This window comes from Duncaniella muricolitica, from assembly GCF_910574735.1.
GTDB lineage: Bacteria > Bacteroidota > Bacteroidia > Bacteroidales > Muribaculaceae > Duncaniella > Duncaniella muricolitica.
The window spans coordinates 67,887-90,104 of the sequence record NZ_CAJTCF010000004.1; the positions used below are offsets into that span (position 1 = coordinate 67,887).

The window sequence follows — 22,218 nt, forward strand, 5'->3', positions numbered from 1 at the left end:
TATGAAAAAGATACTACATATACTCTCCGCACTCCTCCTTGTGGGCATGGCCGTGAGCTGCGCCACAGGCAGCCGCAACTCCATGGGAGGAGAAGTCACCGGCGTGGGGGGCACCTCGTGGGCCGAACCGACCCCCTACGGCATGGTGCTCGTGAGCCGCGGCTCGGTCAAGATGGGCCCCGCCAAGGACGACTCGCTCTGGAATCTCAAGGCCGACCAACGCGGCGTGTCGGTCGACGCTTTCTGGATGGACGAGACCGAAATCACCAACGCCAAATACAAGCAGTTTGTGTTCTGGGTGCGCGACTCCATCATCCGCGAGCGTCTCGCCGACCCCTCCTACGGAGGCAACGAGGAGTATAAAATCGAGGAAGACCGCGAGGGCAACCCCGTGACACCCCACCTCAACTGGGCCAAGGCCATACCCTGGCGCAACGCCAACGAGGACGAGCAGCGCGCCATCGAGAGCCTCTACCGCATCAACCCCATCACCGGCGTCAAGGAACTCGACCCCGAGCAGCTCAACTATCGCTACGAGATATACAACCACACCGAGGCGGCCAAGCGCAAAAACCGTCTCAACCCCGCCCGTCGCGAGTATAACACCGACCGTCCTGTCCCCACCGAGCTCCCTCTCATCTCCAAGGACACCGCCTATGTCAACGATGACGGACAGATTATACGCGAGACTGTCACCCGCGCCCTCACCGGCCCCTATGACTTCGTCAACACCTATATAGTCAACGTATATCCCGACACCACGGCATGGATCAACGACTTTGACAACGCCTACAACGAGCCTTACGTGCGCATGTACTTCTCTCACGGAGGCTACAGCGACTATCCCGTGGTGGGTGTGAGCTGGGAGCAGGCCAACGCCTTTGCCAACTGGCGCACCGACTTCCTGCGCCGTTCGCTCGGTCGCGAAGGGGTCTATATCGAGCCCTACCGCCTCCCCACCGAGGCCGAGTGGGAGTATGCGGCCCGCGCCGGCAAGAGCGAAAACATGTATCCATGGGACGGCGACCTGCCGCTCACCGAAGACCAGGGCTGCTTCTATGCCAACTTCAAGCCGCAGGAGGGTAACTTCGTGCAGGACGGACAGCTCATCACCTCGCGTGTAGGCACATACGCCCCCAACGATTTCGGTCTCTACGACATGGCCGGCAATGTGAGCGAATGGACATCGACCGCCTACACCGAGAGCGTCGGCAAGCTCACCAGCGACCTCAACCCCGAATATCGCTACGACGCCGCTCAGGAAGACCCCTACAGGATGAAGCGCAAAATCGTACGCGGAGGCTCTTGGAAAGATGTGGCCCACAACGTGCGCTCCGACCTGCGCATGTGGGAATATCAGAACGAGCAACGCAGCTACATAGGCTTCCGCTGCGTGCGCTCGCAGATAGGTTTTGCCAAAGGCACCAAGGCGCGCAAGTAGAGTTTAGAATTTACAATCAATATAACGTTTAATGGTCAACAACGCCATGAACATGAATAAAGAAAATATCAAGTCGCGCTACCGCACCATAATGACTTGGGAGGGCGGACAGCGTCTTTTCAACTTTGCCTACAGCATCGGAGCCGCCATCGTCATCTGTGGCGCGCTCTTCAAGATATTGCATATACAGGGAGGCGACACCCTCCTGTGTATAGGCATGGGCACGGAGATTGTGATGTTTATCCTCACGGCCTTCGACCGTCCGCCCAAGGAATATCACTGGGAAGACGTGTTCCCCGAGCTCGACCGCAAGACCGACGGCGAGGGCGATGATGCGGAGACTTCGGCCGCCGCACAAGTCATAGCCACACAGGTCGACCGTCAGCCGGCCCTCTGTGCAGAGCCGTCTGCGGGAATGGCCGGACAGGTGATTGCCGCAGGCCCCGCAGTACCCCAACCCGTACCCGCGGCCGACGTGGCCTCAGTCTCACGCGATTATGTCGAGCAGATGTCGGCCATCACAGAGCAGCTCGCCCAGTTGCGCGAGACCACCCAAAGCCTCAACGCCGTCTCCGCAATGCTCCTGCAGAGCTATCAGGCCATCACCGACAACTCTTCGGCTCTCCAGGCCAACTCTCACGACTACATATCTCAGATGAGCGACCTCAACCGCAACATCGGCGGACTCAACACCATCTATGAGATACAGCTCAAAAGCATATCCTCGCAGCTCGAATCGATCGACCGTGTCAACCGCGGCATCAAGGACATACGCGACATGTATGAAAAAAGCGCGGCGCAGAGTGCCCGCTACTGTGAGGAGACCGAAAAAATGGCCCGCTACATGCAGCAGCTCAACCAGATATACGAAAAGATGATCCACAACTCTACAGTCTCGATGTATAAAGTATAGAGTTGAAAGTTGAAAGCATAGAGTTTAAGCCATCAGGCCCATCAGCCCCATCCCCCCTCATAACCTTATAACCTCATAACCTCATAACCTTTGCTCGAAGAGCAAATACCCCATGGCAGAATCAGTAGTAAGGCTCTCACCAAGGCAGAAGATGATAAACCTCATGTATATCGTCCTCACCGCCATGCTAGCCCTCAACGTGTCGAGCGACGTGCTCGACGGCTTCGTACAGGTCGAAGACGGGCTGGCGCGCACCAATGCCAACATAGGCCGACGCAACGACGCCATATATGGCCAGCTTGAGAGCTTCACTCAGCAGAATCCGGAGAAAGGCACCCCGTGGCTCGAGAAAGCCTCGCAGGTACGCAAAAATGCCGCAAGCCTCTACACTCTGGTCGACTCGCTCAAACTCGCCATCGTGCGTCAGGCCGACGGCGAAGAGGGCTCTCCCGACAACATCAACCGCCGCGACGACCTCGACGCGGCCTCAATCGTGCTGCTCGGTCCGGGCAAAACACGCGGTCAGCATCTGCGCACATCCATCGACACCTATCGCGACTTCGTGACCTCGCTCATATCCGACTCAGTGAAGCGCGCATCAATCGACGAAGCCCTCTCCACCGCCCCCTACCGCCGCCCCGGCACAGTGCAGGACCAACTGTGGGAAGAGGCCAAGTTTGAACATCAGCCCGTAGTGGCAGCCGTCACTCTCATGACAAAGCTCCAGAACGACATACGCTATGCCGAGGGCGAGGCCCTGGCCGCCCTGCTGGCCGGCGTGGATGCAGGCGACGTGCGCGTCAACGAGCTCAACGCCTTTGTCATCCCCCAGTCGCGTATGGTGATGCGCGGGGGCAAATACTCCGCAGCCATAGTCCTCGCCGCCGTCGACACCACGGCCCGCCCCGACATATTTGTCGGAGGCAAACCTCTCGGCAACGACAGGGGCATCTACGAATTTAACACCTCGTCGACAGGCACTTTCGACTACTCGGGCTATATCGAGGTGGCCCACGGCGACGGCTCGTCGACACGCCACCCCTTCAGTTCGTCCTACACCGTCATGGAGCCGACAGCCACCGTATCGGCCACCATGATGAACGTGCTCTATGCCGGCATCAACAACCCCGTGAGCATCTCAGTCCCCGGAGTGCCGATGAACGGTGTGTCGGCCACAATGACCAACGGCTCCCTCACCCGTCAGGGCGACTCGTGGATAGCGCGCCCCGCCAAGGTGGGTGAGAATGCTACCGTGACAGTCACAGCCAATATCGACGGACGCCCGCAGACTGTGGCCACGTCGACATTCCGCGTGCGCAAACTCCCCGACCCGACCGCGTTCCTCTCGTTCACGGCTCCAAACGGCACCAAAGACCGCTACAAGGGGGGCAGACCTATAGCCAAATCACTCCTGACCACCATACCCGGCATCGAGGCGGCCATTGATGACGACATGCTCAACATCGACTTCCAGGTGCTCGGATTCGAGACCGTGTTTTTCGACCAGATGGGCAACGCCATCCCTGAAGTGTCGCAGGGACCGGCCTTCACCCAGCGTCAGCGCGACCAGTTCAAGCGGCTCGCGCGCGGCAAGCGGTTTTACATCTCCCGCATCCGCGCCAAGGGTCCCGACGGCATCGAGAGAGTGCTCTCGCCGATGGAGGTCATTGTCAATTAATGAGTTTAAAAGTTTGGAGTTTAAAGTTTAGCCTTCGGGCGCAACATATACATGCAATATATATCAATGAAGAAATTTCTTCTCACAGCCATAGCTCTTTTCATCGGGGTCTGCGCCTTCGCGCAGGACGCCTCGTCGAGTTCGTCGGTAGTGCGCCGCAAGGCCTCCGACCGCAACACAAGGCAAGACACCCCGGGGGTGACACAGCGCATGCAAAACCGCCTCGAAAGCTCCTCGACCGACGACAGCGAGCTCCAGTGGATGCGCGTGATGTATCGCAGCCTCGACCTGACCAAAGACGCCAACGGCGCACTCTACTATCCCGACGAACCCGTCGAGGGACAGGACAACCTGTTTCGCATCATCATGAAGCGCATGGCCGACGGCTCGCTCCGAGGCTATGAGTATCTTGACGGACGCGAGGTGTTCAGCGACGATTTCAAGGTCAACATGCGCGATGTCCTCGACCGCTTCTACATACTCTACTCCGAGGCCAAAGGCTCGACCGAGAAAAATCCGCGCTTCACCATCGAGGAGTCCGACATCCCGGCCTCGGAGGTGCTGAGCTATTACATCATCGAGCGTTGGGAGTTTGACCTCCGCTCCAACCGCATGCGCACACTCGTCGAGGCCATATGCCCCGTGCTCCACCGCGCCGGCGACTTCGGAGCCGAGGCCATACGCTACCCGATGTTCTGGGTGAGATATGACGACCTCCGTCCCTACATCACCACACAAAACATCTTTACCGACGACGACAACAACCTCGCCACATGCACCTATGACGACTATTTCCGGCTCGGGCTCTACGAAGGTGACATTTATAAGACCCGCAATCTGAAAAACAAGTCGCTCATGCAGCTCTATCCCGATCCCGATGAGCTGGCCCATGCACGCGACAGCATACAGCAGCGTCTCGACAACTATGAAAAGAAGCTCTGGGTGCCCTCGCTCGAAGAGCTTGCCGCCCGCCGTGAAGCAGCCGAAAAAGCCGAGGCTCTCGCATCGGGCGATGCCGCAGCAAGCGAGACCTCAGTGGCCGAAGACAGCGTGGAGAAACCGACCTCCACTCGCGCGTCACGCACAAAACGCGGAGCTAAAAAAAGCTCTGCATCCAAGACCAAACCCGCCAAGGTCAAGAAACCCAAGAGCGTGAAGGCCTCCACCCCCTCGTCGGCCACTCGCTCCGTGCGTAACCGCAAACGATAAGCCTCTCTCTCCATTTCGTCACATTTTCACTCTTGCATTCGCCAGTCACAATAGTTATCCCGGTCTACAATCGCGCGCACACCATCGCGCGCACTCTGCGCAGCATCGACGCGCAGACTCTGAGACCGGCTCGGGTGATACTGGTCGACAACAATTCATCCGACAGTTCAGTGGACGCGATGCGCGCCTGGGCCGACGGCAAGGACTATGTGACTCTACTGTCTCAGCCGCGTCCCGGAGCATGCGCCGCACGCAACCGCGGACTGGAACATGTGACCACCGAGTGGACCATGTTTTTTGATTCCGACGACGTGATGGCTCCGACCCACGTCAGCGACTTCTCACGCGCCATCGACTCCAATCCGCAGGCTGATATAATCGGCCGTGACATCCTCACCCGCTTTATCGACGGGACAGAGAGGCGGCTATACTTCCGGGCCGGACGCGACGCCATGTTTCATCATCTCTTCCGCGGCTGCCTGTCGACCCAACGCTATGTGGCCCGCACCTCACTGTTTCGTGCCGTCGGAGCATGGGACGAGAATCTGAGCGGGTGGAACGATTACGAGCTCGCCACACGTCTGCTCATGCACACCTCCGCCATCCTGCGGCTCTCGGGCTCGCCGACCGTCACAACCTATCAGCAGGAAGAATCAATCACCGGCATGGGATTCAGCGCGCACCCCGAGCGATGGCAACGTTCGCTTGACACCATCCGCAGCCATTTCCTGTCACTGCCTGACTCCGACAGCCGCCGACGCAGATGGCTCGACTGGCTCGACGCACGCTGCATGATACTCGCCGCAGCCTACGAGCGCGAAGCCCTCGACAACACATCGCATGCCGGCCACGAAGGCTATGCTACCGCTCACTCCCTCTCGGCCTCACTCTACGCCAAAGTCATGCAGCGCACCCCCCATCCCCGCCGCCAGCGGCTCATCTATCTTCACAACCTCCACCTCCGCCGCCTCACATGGCTCCTTGCCAAAAGCCTCCTGTAAGACCAATTTGGAAGGTTTTAATAATCCATTAATATAGGCACACGGTGTTCTTCCGCAAAAAGCACCGCCTGATATAGCATCGAGTAGGCACATTGAGCCAGCTCCTCGGTGCGGTATCTCTCTTTGGGTGTTTTGTCTGACCTGCGGATGAATCCCAAAAGGAGTTTCGGCTCTTTTTGTTTTACCGGTATATAGTATTTGTCGTTTCGCCAGGAGTGTATGGTGGCTTCATCGGCCTTCCATAGCTGTCGGTTTAGGTTTTCCAGTTCGCGTTTCAGAAGTGATAGCGTAGAGATTGCCCCCACAGTGCCTGTAGGGTATTCCGCTACAAAGATAATGTCATCCGGGATTGGCAGCCAAAGAGCTGTATCATAAAGCAATGAATTGGCTATTTTCTTTGACATAGCCTCTTTGACTACCGGCTCGTCATAGGCATTCCATTTGCTGTCCACATATTCTGGCAACGGGCGATTCAGAGCGAGGCAAGCCTGCAACATTATCAATGCCCCGAAGGCCTCCCAATCGGGTTTGTCCGTATAATAGTCACATTCGGATGTTTCGTCCCATAACGGTGAAGGCTCCGGCATGTCGATGGTCACGGCGATATTATCAATCCATTTGGTCACGGTAGTCCGTATATCCTCTATTTCCGCTTTATCCTCTACGGGTTTTATTTCATTACCGTCACCGTCTGTCATCACGCACTTCTGTCCGTTTTCCTCCGCCATCCGCTGTACGATGGTTTTCCAGTTGCGACTGTAATAGCGAGTCAATTTACCTGAATATATGTCCAAGCCCATATCATGTAAATAAATAGCGATGTAGAAAGGTATTGTACATCAGGATGTCGATATAATAATCATCACCCGACACTTCTATATGACACTGCCGCCCATGAAAGCGAATACGGCTCCCATTTCAACGAGAAATTTCTCCACATAATTGACAATCCAATCTCCGTCACTCCAATATAGCGGTGACACGCTTGAGGGCGGCGATAAAGGCGTCACACTCCTCGAGTGTGTTGTAGACGGCAAACGAGGCGCGTACCACACCCTCAACACCGAGCACATGCATCAGCGGCTGGGCGCAGTGATGGCCCGTGCGTACCTCCACACCGAGCTTGTCGAGCAGCATTCCCATATCGTAATGGTGGATGTTGCCGACAAGAAACGAGATAATGGCACATTTACCCGGAGCCTGTCCGAAAATCCTCATGCCGGGTATCTCCTCAAGCATGCGGCGCGTAGTGTAGTCAAGCAGTTCATGCTCATGGGCGGCTATCTGCTCAACGCCGGTCTCTTCCATGAAATCTATAGCCTTGGCCAACGCCGAGATACCGATGAAATCGGGCGTGCCGGCCTCGAATTTATAGGGTAGTTCGGCATACGTGGTGCGTTCAAACGACACCGACTCGATCATCTCGCCGCCACCCTGGTAGGGAGGCATCTTTTCGAGCCATTTCTCCTTGCCGTAGAGCACACCCACGCCTGTCGGGCCATACATCTTATGGGCCGAGAACGCATAGAAGTCCGCATCGAGGTCGCGCACGTCAATCGACATGTGGGGTGCAGCCTGGGCTCCGTCCACCACCACAGGCACTCCGTGGCCGTGGGCTATGGCTGTCATCTCCTTGACGGGATTGACGGTACCGAGCACGTTGGAGGCATGACACACGCTCACAAGACGCGTGCGCTCGTTAAACATCTCACGATAGGCTTCCATGTCGAGCTCGCCGATGGCATTGACGGGCACCACGCGTATGGTAAATCCGATGCGGTCGCGCAGCAACTGCCAGGGCACGATATTGGCGTGATGCTCCATCTCGGTGAGTATCAACTCGTCACCCTCGCCGAGCATCATGCCGCCAAACGAGGAGGCTACGAGGTTGAGAGCCTCGGTGGTGCCGCGCGTGAATATAACCTCGGAAGTCGAGGCGGCGTTGATCCACCCCTTCACCCGTCGGCGTGCAGCCTCCTGGAGCTCGGTAGCCTCCTGCGAGAGCGTGTGCACGCCACGGTGCACATTGGCCTTGGTCGTGGTGTATCCGTCGACCACAGCCTTGACCACCGTGTCGGGGGTCTGTGATGTGGCTGTATTGTCGAGATAGACCAGCGGTCGGTTATATAGTTTTCGTTCGAGTATCGGAAACCCGGAGCGAATCTTCTCAATATCCATGTTGTTAATTTTTTAGTTCGCACGTCTCGCAGTTGCCGAGCGTGCCCGAGAAACGGCGGTCGACGAGATGACGCAGACGGTCCTGCAGACCGGGTATATGCACCGAGTCTATGACATCGACCATAAACGCCTGCATCAGCATCTTGCGGGCCTCGGCCTCGGGTATGCCGCGCGAACGCATGTAGAAGAGCGCGTCCTCGTCAATCTGACCCGTAGTGGCTCCGTGGCTGCATTTCACCTCATCGTTGTTGATAATGAGCTGCGGCTTGCAGTGCATGCGTGCGTTGGTGCTTGCAAGTATATTGCGGTTGCTCTGATAAGCCTCGGTGTAGGGAGCGTCGGGCATCACGGTGATGCTGCCCTCAAAGGCTCCGCTCGACTCATCGTCCATAACGTATTTGAACAGTTGATTGCTGCGGCAACGGGGCGCGCGGTGCATCACAACCGTGTCATTGTCGATATGCATCCGCTCCGAGCCTATGGCCATGCCGTTGATGTGACACTCGCAATGCTCGCCGAGGAGCTCGATGTCAAAATCGTTGCGTGTGACGCCACAGGTGAGCGTGGTGTTGTTGACAGTCACGTCGCTCCCCTCCTGCTGGGCGACAAACATGCGCGAGTAGCGCGAGGTCTTGGCCGACGACTCCTCGATGGAGCACATCTCCAGCCGGGCGTTGCGGCCCACGGCTATCTCTGTCACCTGTGATGCGAGATAGCTCTGCGTGCGGTCCTGGGTGTGGTCACACACGAGCAGTGTCAGCTCGGCGTCCTCCTCGACCACGATGAGCATGCGGCGGAAGGCTGCGAGCGGAGCGGGCGACGAGAAGATGTTGACCAACTGTAGGGCCTTGTCGGGACGCGTGCCTTTGGCCACATGGATAAACACTCCGTCCTGCACAAGCATGGTGTTGAGCGACACCGAGGCGTCGGCAAGCGGAGCCAGCGAGCCATAGTAACGGTCGACTATCTCGGGCATCTCGCGCGAGGCTCTTGCGAGCGACATGAAAGTCACCCCTTCGGGCAGACGCTCGTCGAGCGTGGCCGAGGGGACAAACTTATCGTTGACCACAGTGGCCTGGAGTGTCGACATATTGGGCACATCGCAGCGGAATGTGGCGGCCACATCCACCGGTATGCCCACACGGTTGACGTTCACGCCATAGTCGGGCGCAAACATATCCTCAATCGAGGTCTTTTCAAACCCCTCGGTGCGACGTGTCGGGAGCGACTGCAGGTCAAGCCCTGCACGGGCGGCGGTGCGCAGCGCGTTGAGCGGCTCGCCGGTCGATGCATGCACGGCTTCGCGCATCGCGTCATAGAGGTCGGTATATTGCTTAATGGCACTCATTTCATTTCAATCAGCAGCACTTGTTCAATTAGTAATTAGTAATTGTTAATTAGTAATTAACTGAAACCGAATCAATTACTAATTACTAATTGCCAATTGCTAATTAATAATTGCCCTCCTTAATCCAGTCATATCCGCGCTCCTCAAGCTCGAGGGCCAGTTCGGGGCCGCCGGTCTTGACGATGCGGCCTTTATAGAGGATATGCACGTAATCAGGCTTGATATAGTCAAGAAGACGCTGATAGTGGGTGATGACTATGGTAGCGTTTCGGGAAGTCTTGAGCTTGTTGACACCGCCGGCCACCACTCGCAGAGCGTCGATGTCGAGGCCCGAATCGGTCTCGTCGAGAATCGACAGACGCGGCTCGAGCACAGCCATCTGGAATATCTCGTTGCGCTTCTTCTCGCCGCCCGAGAAACCCTCGTTGACCGAGCGTGAGGCCAGTTTATTGTCAAGTTCCACAATCTCGCGCTTCTGACGCATGAGCTTCAGGAAGTCGCTTGCCGACATGGGATCCTCGTTGAGATACTTGCGCTTGGCGTTGACGGCGGCGCGCATAAAGTTGACCATCGACACTCCGGGTATCTCCACCGGGTATTGGAATGACAGAAACAGACCCTCGTGGCTGCGGGTCTCGGGAGGCAGGTCGAGCAGCTCCACGCCGTGGAGCTTGGCCGAGCCCTCGGTCACCGTATAGGCGGGATTGCCGGCAAGAACGCCCGACATCGTACTTTTGCCCGAGCCGTTGGGGCCCATTATGGCATGCACCTCGCCCTCGCGGACGGTAAGGTTGAGACCTTTGAGTATCTCCTTCCCCTCCACCGATGCGTGAAGGTCGCGGACTTCAAGTAATATATCGCTCATAGTCGTATTCAGAAATTTTGCTACAAAATTACTAACTTCTTTATAGTTTGGAAAGTTTATAGTTATAAAAGTTCGTAATTAAGCACGGCCTCCACAATGTAGAGGGCGCAGATGTCGGCGCGGGCTACATCCATGTCGTCATAGGCGGGATTGTCGCTGTGGAGCACCACCATCGAGGGGTCGGAGTGACGGCGCACATATTTCACCATCCTGTATTCCTCAAGCTGCACCACATACATCTGGCCCCAGAATATATTGCGGGGGTCGCGGATGTGTCGTATGGCCACATATCCGCCGTTGCATATGCGCGGACTCATGCTGTCGCCTCTGACCTTGACGATGTGCGTGTCGGCCGGCAGTTCGGGTATATTCATCATGCCCACCGGGCGTGTCTCGCTGAATATCTGCTCCAGACTGCGGCACCCGGCGGTGACATCGATGTCATACACGGGCACTCCTCCACCGGCTGTCATCAGCCGGGGCGAGCCAGAGAGTGTGATGTCGCGGGCAAGCGGCTCTTTCTCAAACGGCAATCCCTCACCGCTCTTGAGCCACGGCTTTGACACACCGAGGTCGGCCACGATGCGGTTGACAAGCCCCTCGGTAAAAGGCAGTTTGCCGGTCATCACCTTCGATAGATTTGACGGATCGAGCTTGAGCAGACGGGCCAATGCCCGCTGCGACAGGTGACGGAGCATCATGATATGCTTAAGCCGACCAACAATCCCGTCAGCACCGTCATACACAACCTCCATTACGTTTTTTTCCTGTTGAACATCCATAATAACAGCATTTTTATTGGCAAATATACAATATTATTGTCATTTAGCCAAACCAAGCCGCAAGATGCATAAAAAAGAAAAAGTTTTTCACTCATTGCCCCGAAAGAGGATGAATGAAAAACTTTTGAGACTTTTGTCCTTATGTATCTCCTTACGTGCGGGGGGATGACAGAGCCTCAAGTGGGTCGGGGTGACAGGATTCGAACCTGCGACCACCTGGTCCCAAACCAGGTGCGCTACCGGACTGCGCTACGCCCCGTGCACTGATGTCATACATCGTAATGCACTGCAAAGGTAGTGAGTTTTTTTGATTCCAACAAATTTCAGCCAAGAGTTTATGGTTTTAATTTCGCCACATCACCCTTTAAGAAACCATCCGGCGGGAAGACTCGTTATTTATGATAACAACATCCACAAGCCCAGACATGCAAAAACCATCCCGATCCTCAGGCGGCTTTCTCATCGGAAACGTCTGCATACTGCTCGCCACCATATTTTGGGGCGTCAACGTATCTGTCACCAAAGCACTCATCCCCGACTGGATGACAGCCAACGGCATCGCCGCTGTGCGGCTCATAGGCGGAGCCGTGCTGCTGTGGCTTACCTCACTGTTTGTCAGATGTGACCGTATAAAGCGCGGCGACTGGCCGAGGCTCGTGCTCGGAGGTGTGGTCGGGCTGTTTCTCTTCATCTTTCTCTTTGTCACCTCGCTGCGCTACGGCAACCCCATCGACATCTCCATCATCATGACGCTCCCGCCCGTGTTCGTGATACTTATCGGCGTCATCTTTCAGCACAGACGGCCGTCGATGCTCGAATATGTCGGTGTGGCGGTATCTTTTGCCGGCGCGGTGACAGTGATTCTCGCAGGCCAGGGGGGCAAGAACGGCAGCGACAATCTGCTCGGCGACATCCTTGCCGTGGCCTCGACACTATGTTATGCCTTCTATCTCGTGATACTCGAGCGGCCCTCGGCCACCTATCGTCCCGTGACAATGCTCCGATGGGTGTTTCTCTTCGCGGCCATTCCGGGACTGCTGTTACTACCCGGCATGCAGCATTTGCCCATACTCCACACAGCCGAGGCCACGCCTTGGATTGAAATCGGCTTCATACTACTATGTCCGACATTCATAGCCTATTTTCTCGTCCAGCCGGCCATCAAAAACATCGGTTCGGAACTCGTGTCGCTCTACCAGTATCTCCTGCCGGCATTCGCCACCATCTCGGCCGTACTCATGGGGCTCGACAAACTGAAATGGATACAGGTGCTGGCCATGGCCATTATCATAGCCGGAATGGTTCTCACCAACATCGGCAAACGCCGCAAACAACATTAACCCCATCGGGAAAGGGGATACAAAAGGACAAAAGTCTCAAAAGAAACAAAAGTCTTATTTTTATTTGTCAGCATAACAGACAACTAAAATAAAAAACTTTTGTTTCTTTTGAGACTTTTGTCCTTTTGTATCCCCCTCGAGAGACTTTTGTATTCCCTCCCCGAGAGATTTACTCAGGCAATATTTCTCGGAGGCGGAGGTAGCTCTTGACCAGCTCGACGATTTTGGGCATGGGCATGAGCGAAGTGTCGATGGTGAGGTCATAGCTTGAGGCGTGACCCCACTCCTTGTCGGTGAAGAAGTTGTAATAGTCGGCACGCCAGCGGTTGGTGCGTTTGGCCATCGCCTCGGCCTTCTCGGGGGTCAGAGCGTCGGCACGCGCCGTGATGCGTCTGACACACTCCTCCATCGGGGCGTGAAGAAAGATATTGATTACGTTAGGACGGTCACGCAGTATGTAGTCGGCGGTGCGACCCACCACAACAAACGAACGCTTCTCGACCTCCGACCTGAGAAAATCGCTCACTGCCTTATAGAGCGAATCGTCGGTGATGGAGCCGCCTCCGGTGTAGTAACACATCGGGGTCACACCCATTGTGAACGAGAATATGCCGTGGAGAAACGACGGGAAACGCTCGTCTTTCTGCTCGAAAAATTCCGGCTCTATGCCGGCGAGCTTGGCCGACTCGGCCAGCAGCTCCTTGTCGTAGTAGGCGATGCCCAGCTCGTCGGCGAGGGCGCGGGCCAGCTCGCGTCCTCCGCTGCCAAACTCGCGTCCGACGGTGATTACAAACGGCTTGCCGTCACGGGCCATAGCGGTCGGCGTGGTGTCTATATCGGTAGGTTTCATAGTCCAATTATCTTTTATTAAGACCAAAAATATAAAAAAAATCCCACGCGTCCAAGAATTTTTCGTAACTTTGAAGCCAAATTGCATAATTCATAACTCTAACACCGCCAACACACGTGAAAGTCAAGAATATAATACTTTTAGGCATAGTGTCGCTCCTGGGCATATCGTATGCCGTAGCCGCCATTGACAATTCGGCCGAGGAAGTGGCCTGGGTTGTGGGCGATCAGCCCATCTGGAAGTCTGACATCGAGGAGGCTTATCAGTCGATGCTCTATGAGAAGACCCCCATCAACGGTGACCCCTACTGTGTGATACCCGAGCAGCTCGCCATCGAGAAGCTCTATCTCCACCAGGCCGAGCTTGACACTATCGATGTGTCGGAGTCAATGGTGATGCAGCAGGTCGAGATGACCATCAACAACTATGTGGCCCAGCTTGGCTCGCAGGAGAAGGTCGAGCAGATGTTCAACAAGTCGCTCCCCGCCATCCGCGACATGCTCCACGAGATGATTTCCAACCGCTCGAGAGTGCAGCAGGTGCAGCAGAGTCTGGTCAAGGACATCAAGGCCACTCCGTCAGACGTGCGCCGCTATTTCGACAAGATGCCCGAAGACTCCATCCCCTACGTGCCCCGCAAGGTGGAGGTGCAGATACTCACCGCAGCCCCGGCCATTCCGCGCGAGGAAATCGATAATGTCAAGGCCCGTCTGCGCGACTACACCGACCGCATCAACAAGGGTGAGAGCGATTTTTCGACCCTCGCCATCCTCTATAGCGAAGACCCCGGCTCGGCGGCCCGAGGCGGCGAACTCGGCTTTGCCGGCCGCTCGACCTACGTGCCCGAGTTTGCAGCCGTAGCCTTCAACCTCAACGACCCCAAAAAGGTGTCGAAGATTGTCGAGACCGAGTATGGCTACCACATAATCCAGCTCATCGAGAAGCGCGGCGACCGTATCAACGTGCGCCACATACTGCTGCGTCCGCGCGTGGCCGAGAAAGACCTCACCGACGCCGTGTTGCGCCTCGACTCGCTCCGCACCGACCTCATCGACAAGAAAATACCCTTTGAGGAGGCCGTAGCCGTGCTCTCCAACGACAAGGACACCCGCAACAACCGCGGCGTGATGGTCAACTCCAACATGAACTCGGACGACTACAACACCGCCCGCTTCCAGATGTCGGAGCTCCCCCAGGAGATAGCCAAGGAGGTCAACAACATGCAGCCCGGCGACATCTCGCAGGCCTTCATCATGAAAGACCCCAAGACCAACCAGGACATCGTGGCACTGGTCAGGCTCACCGCCCGCATCGAGGGTCACCGCGCCAATCTCTCGGACGACTATCAGCTCATCAAGAACCTCTGCGAGCAGTCGCGACGCCATCAGTTGCTCGAAAAGTGGCTCGACAAGAAGATTGCCGACACATACACACGCATCGAGGACGGATGGCGTGACTGCGAGTTCTCTCACAAAGGCTGGATCAAAACAGGCACATCCGACAAATGAGAGCTCCGGTCGCAGCCATTGTGGCCGTAGCACTCGTTTCGCTCCCGGCCATGCTCGCCCAGACGCCCAAAAACGGCTCGGCCAAGGCTCCGGCAGCTAAGGAGAAGAGCGCGGCCCGTGACCGCAAACCAGTCATACGCCCCACCATACCCCAGGCCGACCGCCACGAGCCCGGCAAGGTGTTTGTCGAGTATGCCGAAGTGCTCGACAAGCCGCTCGGCACCGACGTACAGATACTTGTAGGCAACGTGCAGTTCAGAAAGAGCGACATGTTCATGTATTGCGACTCGGCCCGCTTCTATGAGGAGTCATCCTCGCTCGAGGCCTACAGCAACGTGAGGATGGAGCAGGGCGACACACTCTTTGTCTACGGCGACGAACTCTACTATGACGGCACGACCGAAGTGGCCGAGCTGCGCGCCTATCCCGGCCGCGACGTGAGGCTCATCAACCGCGACGTCACTCTCACCACGCCGGTATTTTTCTACGACATGCCCCAGGATATGGGCTACTATATGGTCGGAGGCAAACTCGATGACAAGACCAACACACTGACCTCCGAGCAGGGTTTCTATTACCCGTCGACCAAGGACGCGTTCTTCTACCTCAACGTCGAGCTCACCGGGCCCGACAAGAACGACACGCTCAAGATGTATACCGACTCGCTCACCTACAACACCAACACTGCCATAGCGCAGCTCATGTGCGAGACACTCATCACGAGCAAGGACGGAGAAATCAACTCCACCTCGGGATATTACGACACACGCACCGGCATCGCCGACCTCTACGAGCGGTCGAAGGTCCACATGAAGCGTGGCAATACCCTCACGGGCGACACGCTCTTCTATGACCGCGACGGCGGTTTCGGCGAAGCGTTCGGCAACATGATACTCACCGACTCGGCCCGTCAGTCGTCCATACTCGGCGACTACGGCTACTATGACGAGCTGATAGACAGTGCGTTTGTCACCGGCAACGCCCTGGCCATGGAGTATTCCCGCTCCGACACCCTCTATCTCCACGGCGACACCATCACCGCATGCATGGCCCCCTCCGACTCGACCAAGATCACCAACGTCTATCACCGAGTGCGCTTCTTCCGCAACGACATCCAGGGTCTGTGCGACTCCATGAGCATGGTGGAACGCGACTCTATATTATATATGTATTACAATCCCATCGTCTGGAACGGCGACAAGCAGGTGGTGGGCAACGTCATATGGGTGCATCTCTCCGACTCGACAGCCGACTGGGCGCGACTCCCCGAGATGGGACTCATGTCGCAACACATCGGCGAGGACTGCTATAACCAGCTCTCGGCCTCCGACATGACCGTGTGGATGGCCGACTCGACCATAAGCCGGCTCTATGCCGAGGGCAATGTGCAGACCATAATGTTTCCGATGGAAAACGACTCGACCTACAACAAGTTTTCCTACACCGAGAGCTCCTACATGGACGCCTACTTTGAGGACAACACTCTGCGCCGCCTCATCATGTGGCCCGAGACCACCGGCAAGGTCACTCCGCTCTATCTGGCCAAGCGCAACAGCTATTACCTGCCAAAATTCCGCTGGTATGAGCCGCTGCGCCCCATGTCGCCGGCCGAAGTCTTTGAATATCCCGCCGAGATGGCCGAACTGGCCCGGCAGAACATACTCGGACGCATGAGCAAGACCGCTCTCACCGCCCGAGGCCAAGCCACAGGCAAACCGGCCCCGCAGGTGCCCGTAGCCAAGCCCGACATTCCGGCACCGCCGGCCGACTCGGCCGCCGTGACAGCCGACTCCCTCACGGTCACCGGCGACTCGATACACATGACACTGCCCGACTCCGTAGCCGTGGCAGCCGACTCGCTCACCCTGCGGACCGACTCCATAACCGCTCACCCCGAGACAGTCGTGCCCGACAGTGACGGCAACGTGACACCCGACGGCAGTGACAGTCCCGACCCGTCAGGCGACCCCGACAGCGACCCTGCGGCTGCAACTCCTACCTCCTCCTCGACCACCGTAACCAAGCAAGAAGAGGAGGATAACGATGAGTGACATTATACGCCTTCTGCCCGACTCCGTAGCCAACCAGATAGCGGCCGGAGAAGTGATACAACGCCCTGCTTCGGTAATCAAAGAGCTCGTCGAAAACTCGATAGACGCCGGAGCCACGGCTATCACAATAATACTCAAGGACGCCGGACGCACGCTCATACAGGTAATCGACAACGGTTCGGGCATGAGCGACACCGACGCGCGTCTGGCCTTCGAGCGTCATGCCACGAGCAAGATAGCCAAGGCCGACGACCTGTTTGCTCTCAACACCATGGGATTTCGCGGCGAGGCCCTGGCCTCGATAGCCGCCATCGCTCATGTCGACCTGCGCACCATGCTCCATGATGCCCAGTTGGGCACACGGCTCGTCATCAACGGTTCAAAGGTCGAGAGTCAGGAACCCGAGGCCTGTGCTCCGGGCTCCAACATGATGGTCAAAAACCTGTTTTTCAACACCCCGGCCCGACGCAAGTTTCTCAAGAAGGACTCGGTCGAGATGAGTGCCATCATGAGAGAGTTTGAACGTCTCGCGCTTGTCAACATCGGCGTGGACTTCACCCTCATAAGCAACGACACCACTCTCCACTCGCTCATGCACGGGTCGATGAAGAAGAGAATATGCGACCTCTTCGGCAAAAATCTCGACAAGCAGCTCATACCCATCGAGACCGACACGTCGATAGTGAGCGTCAACGGATTCATCGGTCTGCCCGAAAACGCACGCCGCCGTAATCAGTTGCAATATTTCATGGTCAACGGCCGCAACATGCGTCACCCCTACTTTCACAAGGCCGTGATGCAGTGTTATGAAAAGCTCATTCCGACCGACGCGCAGCCCAACTATTTCATCAATCTGCACGTCGACCCCGAGACCATCGACGTAAACATACATCCGACCAAAAACGAGATAAAGTTTGAAAACGAGCAGGCCATATGGCAGATACTCACCGCCGCCATACGCGACTCGCTCGGCCGCTTCAACGTAGGCCCCGTGCTCGACTTTGACCAGGAGGACGCGCCCGAGATACCCGTGTTCAATCCCGAGACCGAGCGGATGCCCGAGCTCGTGATTGACAACGAGTACAACCCCTTCAGCGAACCGGTGCCCCTCCCTTCCGACATCCTCGGGCCTGAATTTTCACGCCCCGTGTCACACACGGCCCGGCGCGAGGCCTCGCAGTCGTTCCGTCAGTCAGGACGCGACGTCTCGACAGGCTCACGCGCCTCGGTGGCCACCGACTGGGCCAAACTCTATGACGACTTCATGCGCAAGCGCGACGAGGGACTCGCAGCCGCGCCCGAGACCACAGCCGAGTCGTCACAGCCGGCTCCCGCGCCGCTCCCCATCGAGGCCGGGCACACCATGCACTCCCACTCCGAAGGCAACGCCTACCAGTATAAGGACTCATATATCCTCACCCCCTCGCGCGACGGACTCATGATCATCGACCAGCACCGCGCCCACCTGCGTGTGCTCTATGACTCATATATCGCCAAGGCCGGCGAACAGGAGTATGTAGCCCAGGCCACGATGTTTCCCGACGTGCTCGAGCTCTCCGCGGCCCAGAGCACAGTGCTGGCCGACATACGCACACGCATGTCGGAACTCGGTTTTGTCATCACACCGCGTGGCGGCAACACCTGGAGCATCGACGGCATCCCATCGCAGATGGCCGACACTCCCGCGCGCGACATGGTGCTCGCCATGATCGACAACATCTCCTCGACAGGGCTCGACCCGGCCTCGGCAATGTATGAGCAGTTTGCCCTCTCCATGGCCCGCGCCGGAGCCATACGCCGCGGCCAGCCGCTGACTGCCGATGACATCGACCGCCTGCTCAGCGACCTCTTCCGCTCCTCCTCGCCGTCGTTCACCCCCGACGGCAAGAAAATCTTCGCCATCATATCCACCGACTATATAACCCGCCTCCTGGGCTGACCCACCTCACACCGATGCTGCGCTGTCTGTTCATAACATTTGCCATACTCCTGTCGCTCCGCGCGGGAGCCTCCGACACCGCCGTGGTGTCGCTGCTGACATGCAGCGAAGGGCGGGAAATCTACGAGCTGGAGGGACACACCGGACTGAGAATACAACACCCCCTGTATGGCGACTTTACGGTCAACTGGGGAGTCTTTGACTTCGACTCGCCCGGCTTTGTCTACCGATTTGTCAAAGGCGAGACCGACTATATAGCCGCAGCCGTGTCGACCGACCGCTTTCTCGAAGCCTACCGACGTCAGGGACGCACGGTGCGGGAGCAGACTCTACGTCTCACCCCCGCCCAGACCGACCGCCTCGTCGACATGATAATGACCAACATACGGCCCGAAAACCGCGTGTATCGCTACAACTACGTGCTCGACAACTGTGCCACGCGTCCGCTCATGATGATCGAGAAGGCCATAGGCGACACCGTGACACTCGGCAGCAAAGCTCTTGAGGGAAGAGACGCCACGACGTTCCGTAACGTCATGCGCCACTATCACCGCAACTATCCGTGGTATCAGTTTGGCATCGACACCGCCCTCGGCTCAGGCATCGACCGCCCCATCTCACAGCGCGAGACAGGCTTTGCCCCCGTGGTGCTCGCCGACATGATAGCCGGAGCGACAACACCCGGCGGTGAACAATTGACCCTCTCCGACGGTTATCTGATTGGGTCGTCGGCCACACCCCCCGCACCGGCCGGCCCGACACCGTGGACACTCACCCCGATGTTCTGGGCCTCGGTCATATTTCTGCTCGCCATATGGGTAAGTATCAGGCAGAAACAAGGCCACGCCAAGGCCGCGCGATGGTTTGACACCCTCTACTTCTCGCTCTGCGGAACGGAAGGTCTTCTCCTCACATTTCTCATCTTCGTGTCAGTCCACGAGGCCACCTCGCCCAACTGGCTCTATCTCTGGCTCAACCCGCTCTGCTTTGTCGGCGCGGTATCTCCCTGGCTAAAAAGGGGAAAAGGCTTGGAGATATGCTATCAAAGTGTTAACTTTGCATGCCTGATTGCACTGGCAGCTATATTTTTAGCCGGCGTGCAGTCGCCCAATCCGGCCTTCTGGCCACTCATGATAGCCTCGGCTGTCAGAAGCGTCACTAACATTCTCACAATAAAATCACGCCACAACACGTGTCGGACCGCCGACACCGGCAACAATAAATGAAACGCAAAGACCTTTCACTCAACACGCGCATAGTCTGCGCCCTCGTGGCCTCGATGGTATCCATCGCCGCCGTGGGCGCACGTCCCGGAGCCAAAGCCCCGGCCTCGCGTCCCACTCTGGTGGTGGGAATATTTGTGGAGGGTCTGACCGCCGAGTATGTCGACCTGCTGAGGTCCAACTTCACCGAGGGCGGCTTCGAGCGGCTCATATCTGACGGCGTGACCTTACGCAACGTCGACTACGGCCCCGGCATGGACGCCACAGCCGCCACGGCTGTAATAGTCTCGGGCGCGGCCCCGGTGGTCAACGGTGTGCCCTCGGCCAAGGCCTGGGACATCACCACACGGCGTGAATATCCCATACTTCTCGACCCCAAGCTGGCCGGCAGCTACTCCGAGCAGCAGCTCACCCCCGCCCCGCTCCTGGTGTCGACCCTCAGCGACGAGATACGCATCAGCGACGGCGGTCTCGGGCAGGTCCACTCCATAGCCCCCGACCCGCAGATAGCTCTCCTCCTGGCCGGACACGCCGGCAACAGCAGCTTCTGGATAAGCGACGTCAACGGCAAGTGGACCACCTCGACCCACTTCCGCGAGACTCCCACACCCATAGCACGGCGCAACGTGGGCCTCACACTCGCCTCGCGCCTCGACACCATGGCCTGGGAGCCGTCGATACCGCTTGACCGCTATCCCGACCTGCCCGAATACAAGAAACTCTACCCCTTCCGCCATACATTCCCCTCGCGCGACACCGACCGCTTCAAGATATTCAAGACGTCGGCCATATCCAACCGCGAGGTGGCCACGACCGCGGCCGAGTATATCTCGACACTCTCGCTGGGCAAGCGCGGCGTCACCGACATGCTCAGCATCGGCGTGAACGTCAGCCCCTATCTCTACGGACGAGAGGCCGACAACCGCATCGAGACCATGGACGCCCTGCTCCGCCTCGACCGCGACATCGCCTCGATAGTCAAGGCCGTGGAGAACGGTCCCGGCATGGCCAACACCCTGCTCTTCGTAGCCGGAACTCCGGCCCCCTCGGGTGGCAAACGCGACGAGGAACGCTGGGGCATACCGTCGGGCGAATTTTCACCCCGCAAGGCCGTGTCGCTGCTCAACATGTATCTCATGGCACTGCACGGCAACGGTGAGTGGGTAAGCGGTTATCACAACGGATTTTTCTATCTCAACCGCTCGCTCATCAAGGAGCGCGGCATGAACGACGCCGACCTGCGCCGCGAGGGCGCGGAATTTCTGGCCCGCATGAGCGGCGTGAGCGACGTATATACACTCGACGACATTATCGCACGCCGTGCCGGCGACGACCCCACCGCACTCCACCGCAACATCTCGGCCAACCATGCCGGCGACCTGCTCGTGATGGTCAACCCGGGCTGGGAAGTCACCGACGGCGAAGAATATGAGTCGGTCAAGACGGCCGAGGAGCGCGCTCAGCTCCCCGTAGTGCGCTGGCAAGCCACCACATCGCCGGTCTACATACTTTCACCCGGCCTCGACGCCTCCGAAATCATCGAACGCATCGACGCACGTGCCATCGCCCCGACCCTGGCACGCATACTGCGCATACGTTCGCCCAATGCAGCCTCCGCCGCACCGATTCAGTCAATACTCTTTAATCAAATTAGCAATTAGCAATTAGTAATTAGCAATTAGTAATTAGTAATTAGTAATTAGTAATTAGCTACTTACCATTTATAGACAGACTGACTGACTCAGACTCCTCATAAGGTGGCGATTCACCCCTCACGTTTCGGCAATCCGGACACCGTCCGGCCATATGATGCCAACAAAAATCAAAACAACAAAATCACCCAACCACGCAATTACTAATTACTAATTACTAATTACTAATTACTAATTAGA

General features: G+C 57.3%; 17 protein-coding genes, 1 tRNA gene and 1 pseudogene. 11 read left to right on the plus strand and 8 right to left on the minus strand.

From position 1 onward, the window contains the following. Nucleotide 1: 1 nt before the first annotated feature. From porK to QGT73_RS01650, 5 genes are all read left to right on the plus strand, one after another. The gene (gene porK, locus QGT73_RS01630) at nt 2-1,441 is read left to right on the plus strand and encodes a T9SS ring complex lipoprotein PorK/GldK (RefSeq protein ID WP_280121144.1); all 1,440 of its coding nucleotides are present in this window, start codon (nt 2-4) and stop codon (nt 1,439-1,441) included. A 46-nt stretch (nt 1,442-1,487) separates the two neighbouring features. Continuing rightward, complete coding sequence (porL, locus tag QGT73_RS01635; protein WP_280121145.1) at nt 1,488-2,354, plus strand: type IX secretion system motor protein PorL/GldL; 867 nt, start codon at nt 1,488-1,490, stop codon at nt 2,352-2,354. A gap of 112 nt (nt 2,355-2,466) precedes the next feature. Next, on the plus strand, nt 2,467-4,032 hold the full coding sequence (porM, locus tag QGT73_RS01640; RefSeq protein WP_280121146.1) for a type IX secretion system motor protein PorM/GldM: 1,566 nt from the start codon (nt 2,467-2,469) through the stop codon (nt 4,030-4,032). Between the two features lie 66 nt (nt 4,033-4,098). After that, complete coding sequence (gene porN / locus QGT73_RS01645) at nt 4,099-5,241, plus strand: type IX secretion system ring subunit PorN/GldN (protein ID WP_280121147.1); 1,143 nt, start codon at nt 4,099-4,101, stop codon at nt 5,239-5,241. 32 nt (nt 5,242-5,273) lie between these two features. Continuing rightward, nucleotides 5,274-6,242, plus strand: coding sequence for a glycosyltransferase family 2 protein (locus tag QGT73_RS01650; protein ID WP_280121148.1), 969 nt, complete (start codon nt 5,274-5,276; stop codon nt 6,240-6,242). A gap of 17 nt (nt 6,243-6,259) precedes the next feature. Here QGT73_RS01650 and QGT73_RS01655 read toward each other — a convergent pair whose 3' ends face one another. From QGT73_RS01655 to QGT73_RS01685, 7 genes and pseudogenes are all read right to left on the minus strand, one after another. Next, the gene (locus QGT73_RS01655; RefSeq protein WP_280121149.1) at nt 6,260-7,042 is read right to left on the minus strand and encodes a hypothetical protein; all 783 of its coding nucleotides are present in this window, start codon (nt 7,040-7,042) and stop codon (nt 6,260-6,262) included. A 10-nt stretch (nt 7,043-7,052) separates the two neighbouring features. Next, nucleotides 7,053-7,192 (minus strand): annotated as a pseudogene (locus QGT73_RS01660) (PDDEXK nuclease domain-containing protein); the annotation flags it as partial. A 10-nt stretch (nt 7,193-7,202) separates the two neighbouring features. Continuing rightward, nucleotides 7,203-8,420 carry an aminotransferase class V-fold PLP-dependent enzyme gene (locus QGT73_RS01665; protein ID WP_280121150.1) on the minus strand — a complete coding sequence of 406 codons (1,218 nt, stop codon included), beginning with the start codon at nt 8,418-8,420 and terminating at the stop codon, nt 7,203-7,205. A gap of 4 nt (nt 8,421-8,424) precedes the next feature. Further along, the gene (sufD, locus tag QGT73_RS01670) at nt 8,425-9,768 is read right to left on the minus strand and encodes a Fe-S cluster assembly protein SufD (protein WP_280121151.1); all 1,344 of its coding nucleotides are present in this window, start codon (nt 9,766-9,768) and stop codon (nt 8,425-8,427) included. Nucleotides 9,769-9,871: 103 nt separating this feature from the next. Then, nucleotides 9,872-10,633, minus strand: a complete 762-nt coding sequence (sufC, locus tag QGT73_RS01675; protein WP_280121152.1) for a Fe-S cluster assembly ATPase SufC — start codon at nt 10,631-10,633, stop codon at nt 9,872-9,874. Nucleotides 10,634-10,695: 62 nt separating this feature from the next. Further along, the gene (locus QGT73_RS01680; protein ID WP_280121153.1) at nt 10,696-11,415 is read right to left on the minus strand and encodes a LexA family transcriptional regulator; all 720 of its coding nucleotides are present in this window, start codon (nt 11,413-11,415) and stop codon (nt 10,696-10,698) included. A 185-nt stretch (nt 11,416-11,600) separates the two neighbouring features. Further along, a tRNA-Pro gene (locus QGT73_RS01685) sits at nt 11,601-11,674 on the minus strand. 166 nt (nt 11,675-11,840) lie between these two features. Here QGT73_RS01685 and QGT73_RS01690 point away from each other — a divergent pair. Continuing rightward, nucleotides 11,841-12,755, plus strand: a complete 915-nt coding sequence (locus QGT73_RS01690; protein WP_280121154.1) for a DMT family transporter — start codon at nt 11,841-11,843, stop codon at nt 12,753-12,755. Nucleotides 12,756-12,924: 169 nt separating this feature from the next. Here QGT73_RS01690 and QGT73_RS01695 read toward each other — a convergent pair whose 3' ends face one another. Continuing rightward, nucleotides 12,925-13,605 (minus strand): cytidylate kinase-like family protein, encoded by a 681-nt coding sequence (locus QGT73_RS01695; RefSeq protein ID WP_280121155.1) that lies wholly within the window; start codon nt 13,603-13,605, stop codon nt 12,925-12,927. 116 nt (nt 13,606-13,721) lie between these two features. Between QGT73_RS01695 and QGT73_RS01700 the strand changes: the two genes are divergently transcribed. Genes QGT73_RS01700 through QGT73_RS01720 form a run of 5 tightly spaced genes read left to right on the plus strand, consistent with a single transcriptional unit; the run spans nt 13,722 to nt 21,987 of the window. Next, nucleotides 13,722-15,113 (plus strand): peptidylprolyl isomerase, encoded by a 1,392-nt coding sequence (locus QGT73_RS01700; RefSeq protein ID WP_280121156.1) that lies wholly within the window; start codon nt 13,722-13,724, stop codon nt 15,111-15,113. Beyond that, nucleotides 15,110-17,164, plus strand: a complete 2,055-nt coding sequence (locus tag QGT73_RS01705) for an OstA-like protein (RefSeq protein WP_280121157.1) — start codon at nt 15,110-15,112, stop codon at nt 17,162-17,164. Before QGT73_RS01700 ends, QGT73_RS01705 begins: the two co-directional genes overlap by 4 nt. Continuing rightward, nucleotides 17,157-19,103 carry a DNA mismatch repair endonuclease MutL gene (gene mutL / locus QGT73_RS01710; RefSeq protein ID WP_280121158.1) on the plus strand — a complete coding sequence of 649 codons (1,947 nt, stop codon included), beginning with the start codon at nt 17,157-17,159 and terminating at the stop codon, nt 19,101-19,103. The genes QGT73_RS01705 and mutL overlap by 8 nt, the downstream gene beginning before the upstream one ends. Before the next feature lie 14 nt (nt 19,104-19,117). After that, nucleotides 19,118-20,329, plus strand: coding sequence for a lipoprotein N-acyltransferase Lnb domain-containing protein (locus QGT73_RS01715; protein ID WP_280121159.1), 1,212 nt, complete (start codon nt 19,118-19,120; stop codon nt 20,327-20,329). Next, nucleotides 20,326-21,987, plus strand: a complete 1,662-nt coding sequence (locus QGT73_RS01720) for an alkaline phosphatase family protein (RefSeq protein ID WP_280121160.1) — start codon at nt 20,326-20,328, stop codon at nt 21,985-21,987. The genes QGT73_RS01715 and QGT73_RS01720 overlap by 4 nt, the downstream gene beginning before the upstream one ends. Nucleotides 21,988-22,218: the final 231 nt, after the last annotated feature.

What these genes read in the sequence shown, in the direction of transcription:
- porK (WP_280121144.1), top strand. Translation starts at nt 2, where the DNA reads ATGAAAAAGATACTACATATACTCTCCGCACTCCTCCTTGTGGGCATG.
- porL (WP_280121145.1), top strand. Translation starts at nt 1,488, where the DNA reads ATGAACATGAATAAAGAAAATATCAAGTCGCGCTACCGCACCATAATG.
- porM (WP_280121146.1), top strand. Translation starts at nt 2,467, where the DNA reads ATGGCAGAATCAGTAGTAAGGCTCTCACCAAGGCAGAAGATGATAAAC.
- porN (WP_280121147.1), top strand. Translation starts at nt 4,099, where the DNA reads ATGAAGAAATTTCTTCTCACAGCCATAGCTCTTTTCATCGGGGTCTGC.
- QGT73_RS01655 (WP_280121149.1), bottom strand. Translation starts at nt 7,042, where the DNA reads ATGGGCTTGGACATATATTCAGGTAAATTGACTCGCTATTACAGTCGC.
- QGT73_RS01665 (WP_280121150.1), bottom strand. Translation starts at nt 8,420, where the DNA reads ATGGATATTGAGAAGATTCGCTCCGGGTTTCCGATACTCGAACGAAAA.
- sufD (WP_280121151.1), bottom strand. Translation starts at nt 9,768, where the DNA reads ATGAGTGCCATTAAGCAATATACCGACCTCTATGACGCGATGCGCGAA.
- sufC (WP_280121152.1), bottom strand. Translation starts at nt 10,633, where the DNA reads ATGAGCGATATATTACTTGAAGTCCGCGACCTTCACGCATCGGTGGAG.
- QGT73_RS01680 (WP_280121153.1), bottom strand. Translation starts at nt 11,415, where the DNA reads ATGGATGTTCAACAGGAAAAAAACGTAATGGAGGTTGTGTATGACGGT.
- QGT73_RS01690 (WP_280121154.1), top strand. Translation starts at nt 11,841, where the DNA reads ATGCAAAAACCATCCCGATCCTCAGGCGGCTTTCTCATCGGAAACGTC.
- QGT73_RS01695 (WP_280121155.1), bottom strand. Translation starts at nt 13,605, where the DNA reads ATGAAACCTACCGATATAGACACCACGCCGACCGCTATGGCCCGTGAC.
- QGT73_RS01705 (WP_280121157.1), top strand. Translation starts at nt 15,110, where the DNA reads ATGAGAGCTCCGGTCGCAGCCATTGTGGCCGTAGCACTCGTTTCGCTC.
- mutL (WP_280121158.1), top strand. Translation starts at nt 17,157, where the DNA reads ATGAGTGACATTATACGCCTTCTGCCCGACTCCGTAGCCAACCAGATA.
- QGT73_RS01715 (WP_280121159.1), top strand. Translation starts at nt 19,118, where the DNA reads ATGCTGCGCTGTCTGTTCATAACATTTGCCATACTCCTGTCGCTCCGC.
- QGT73_RS01720 (WP_280121160.1), top strand. Translation starts at nt 20,326, where the DNA reads ATGAAACGCAAAGACCTTTCACTCAACACGCGCATAGTCTGCGCCCTC.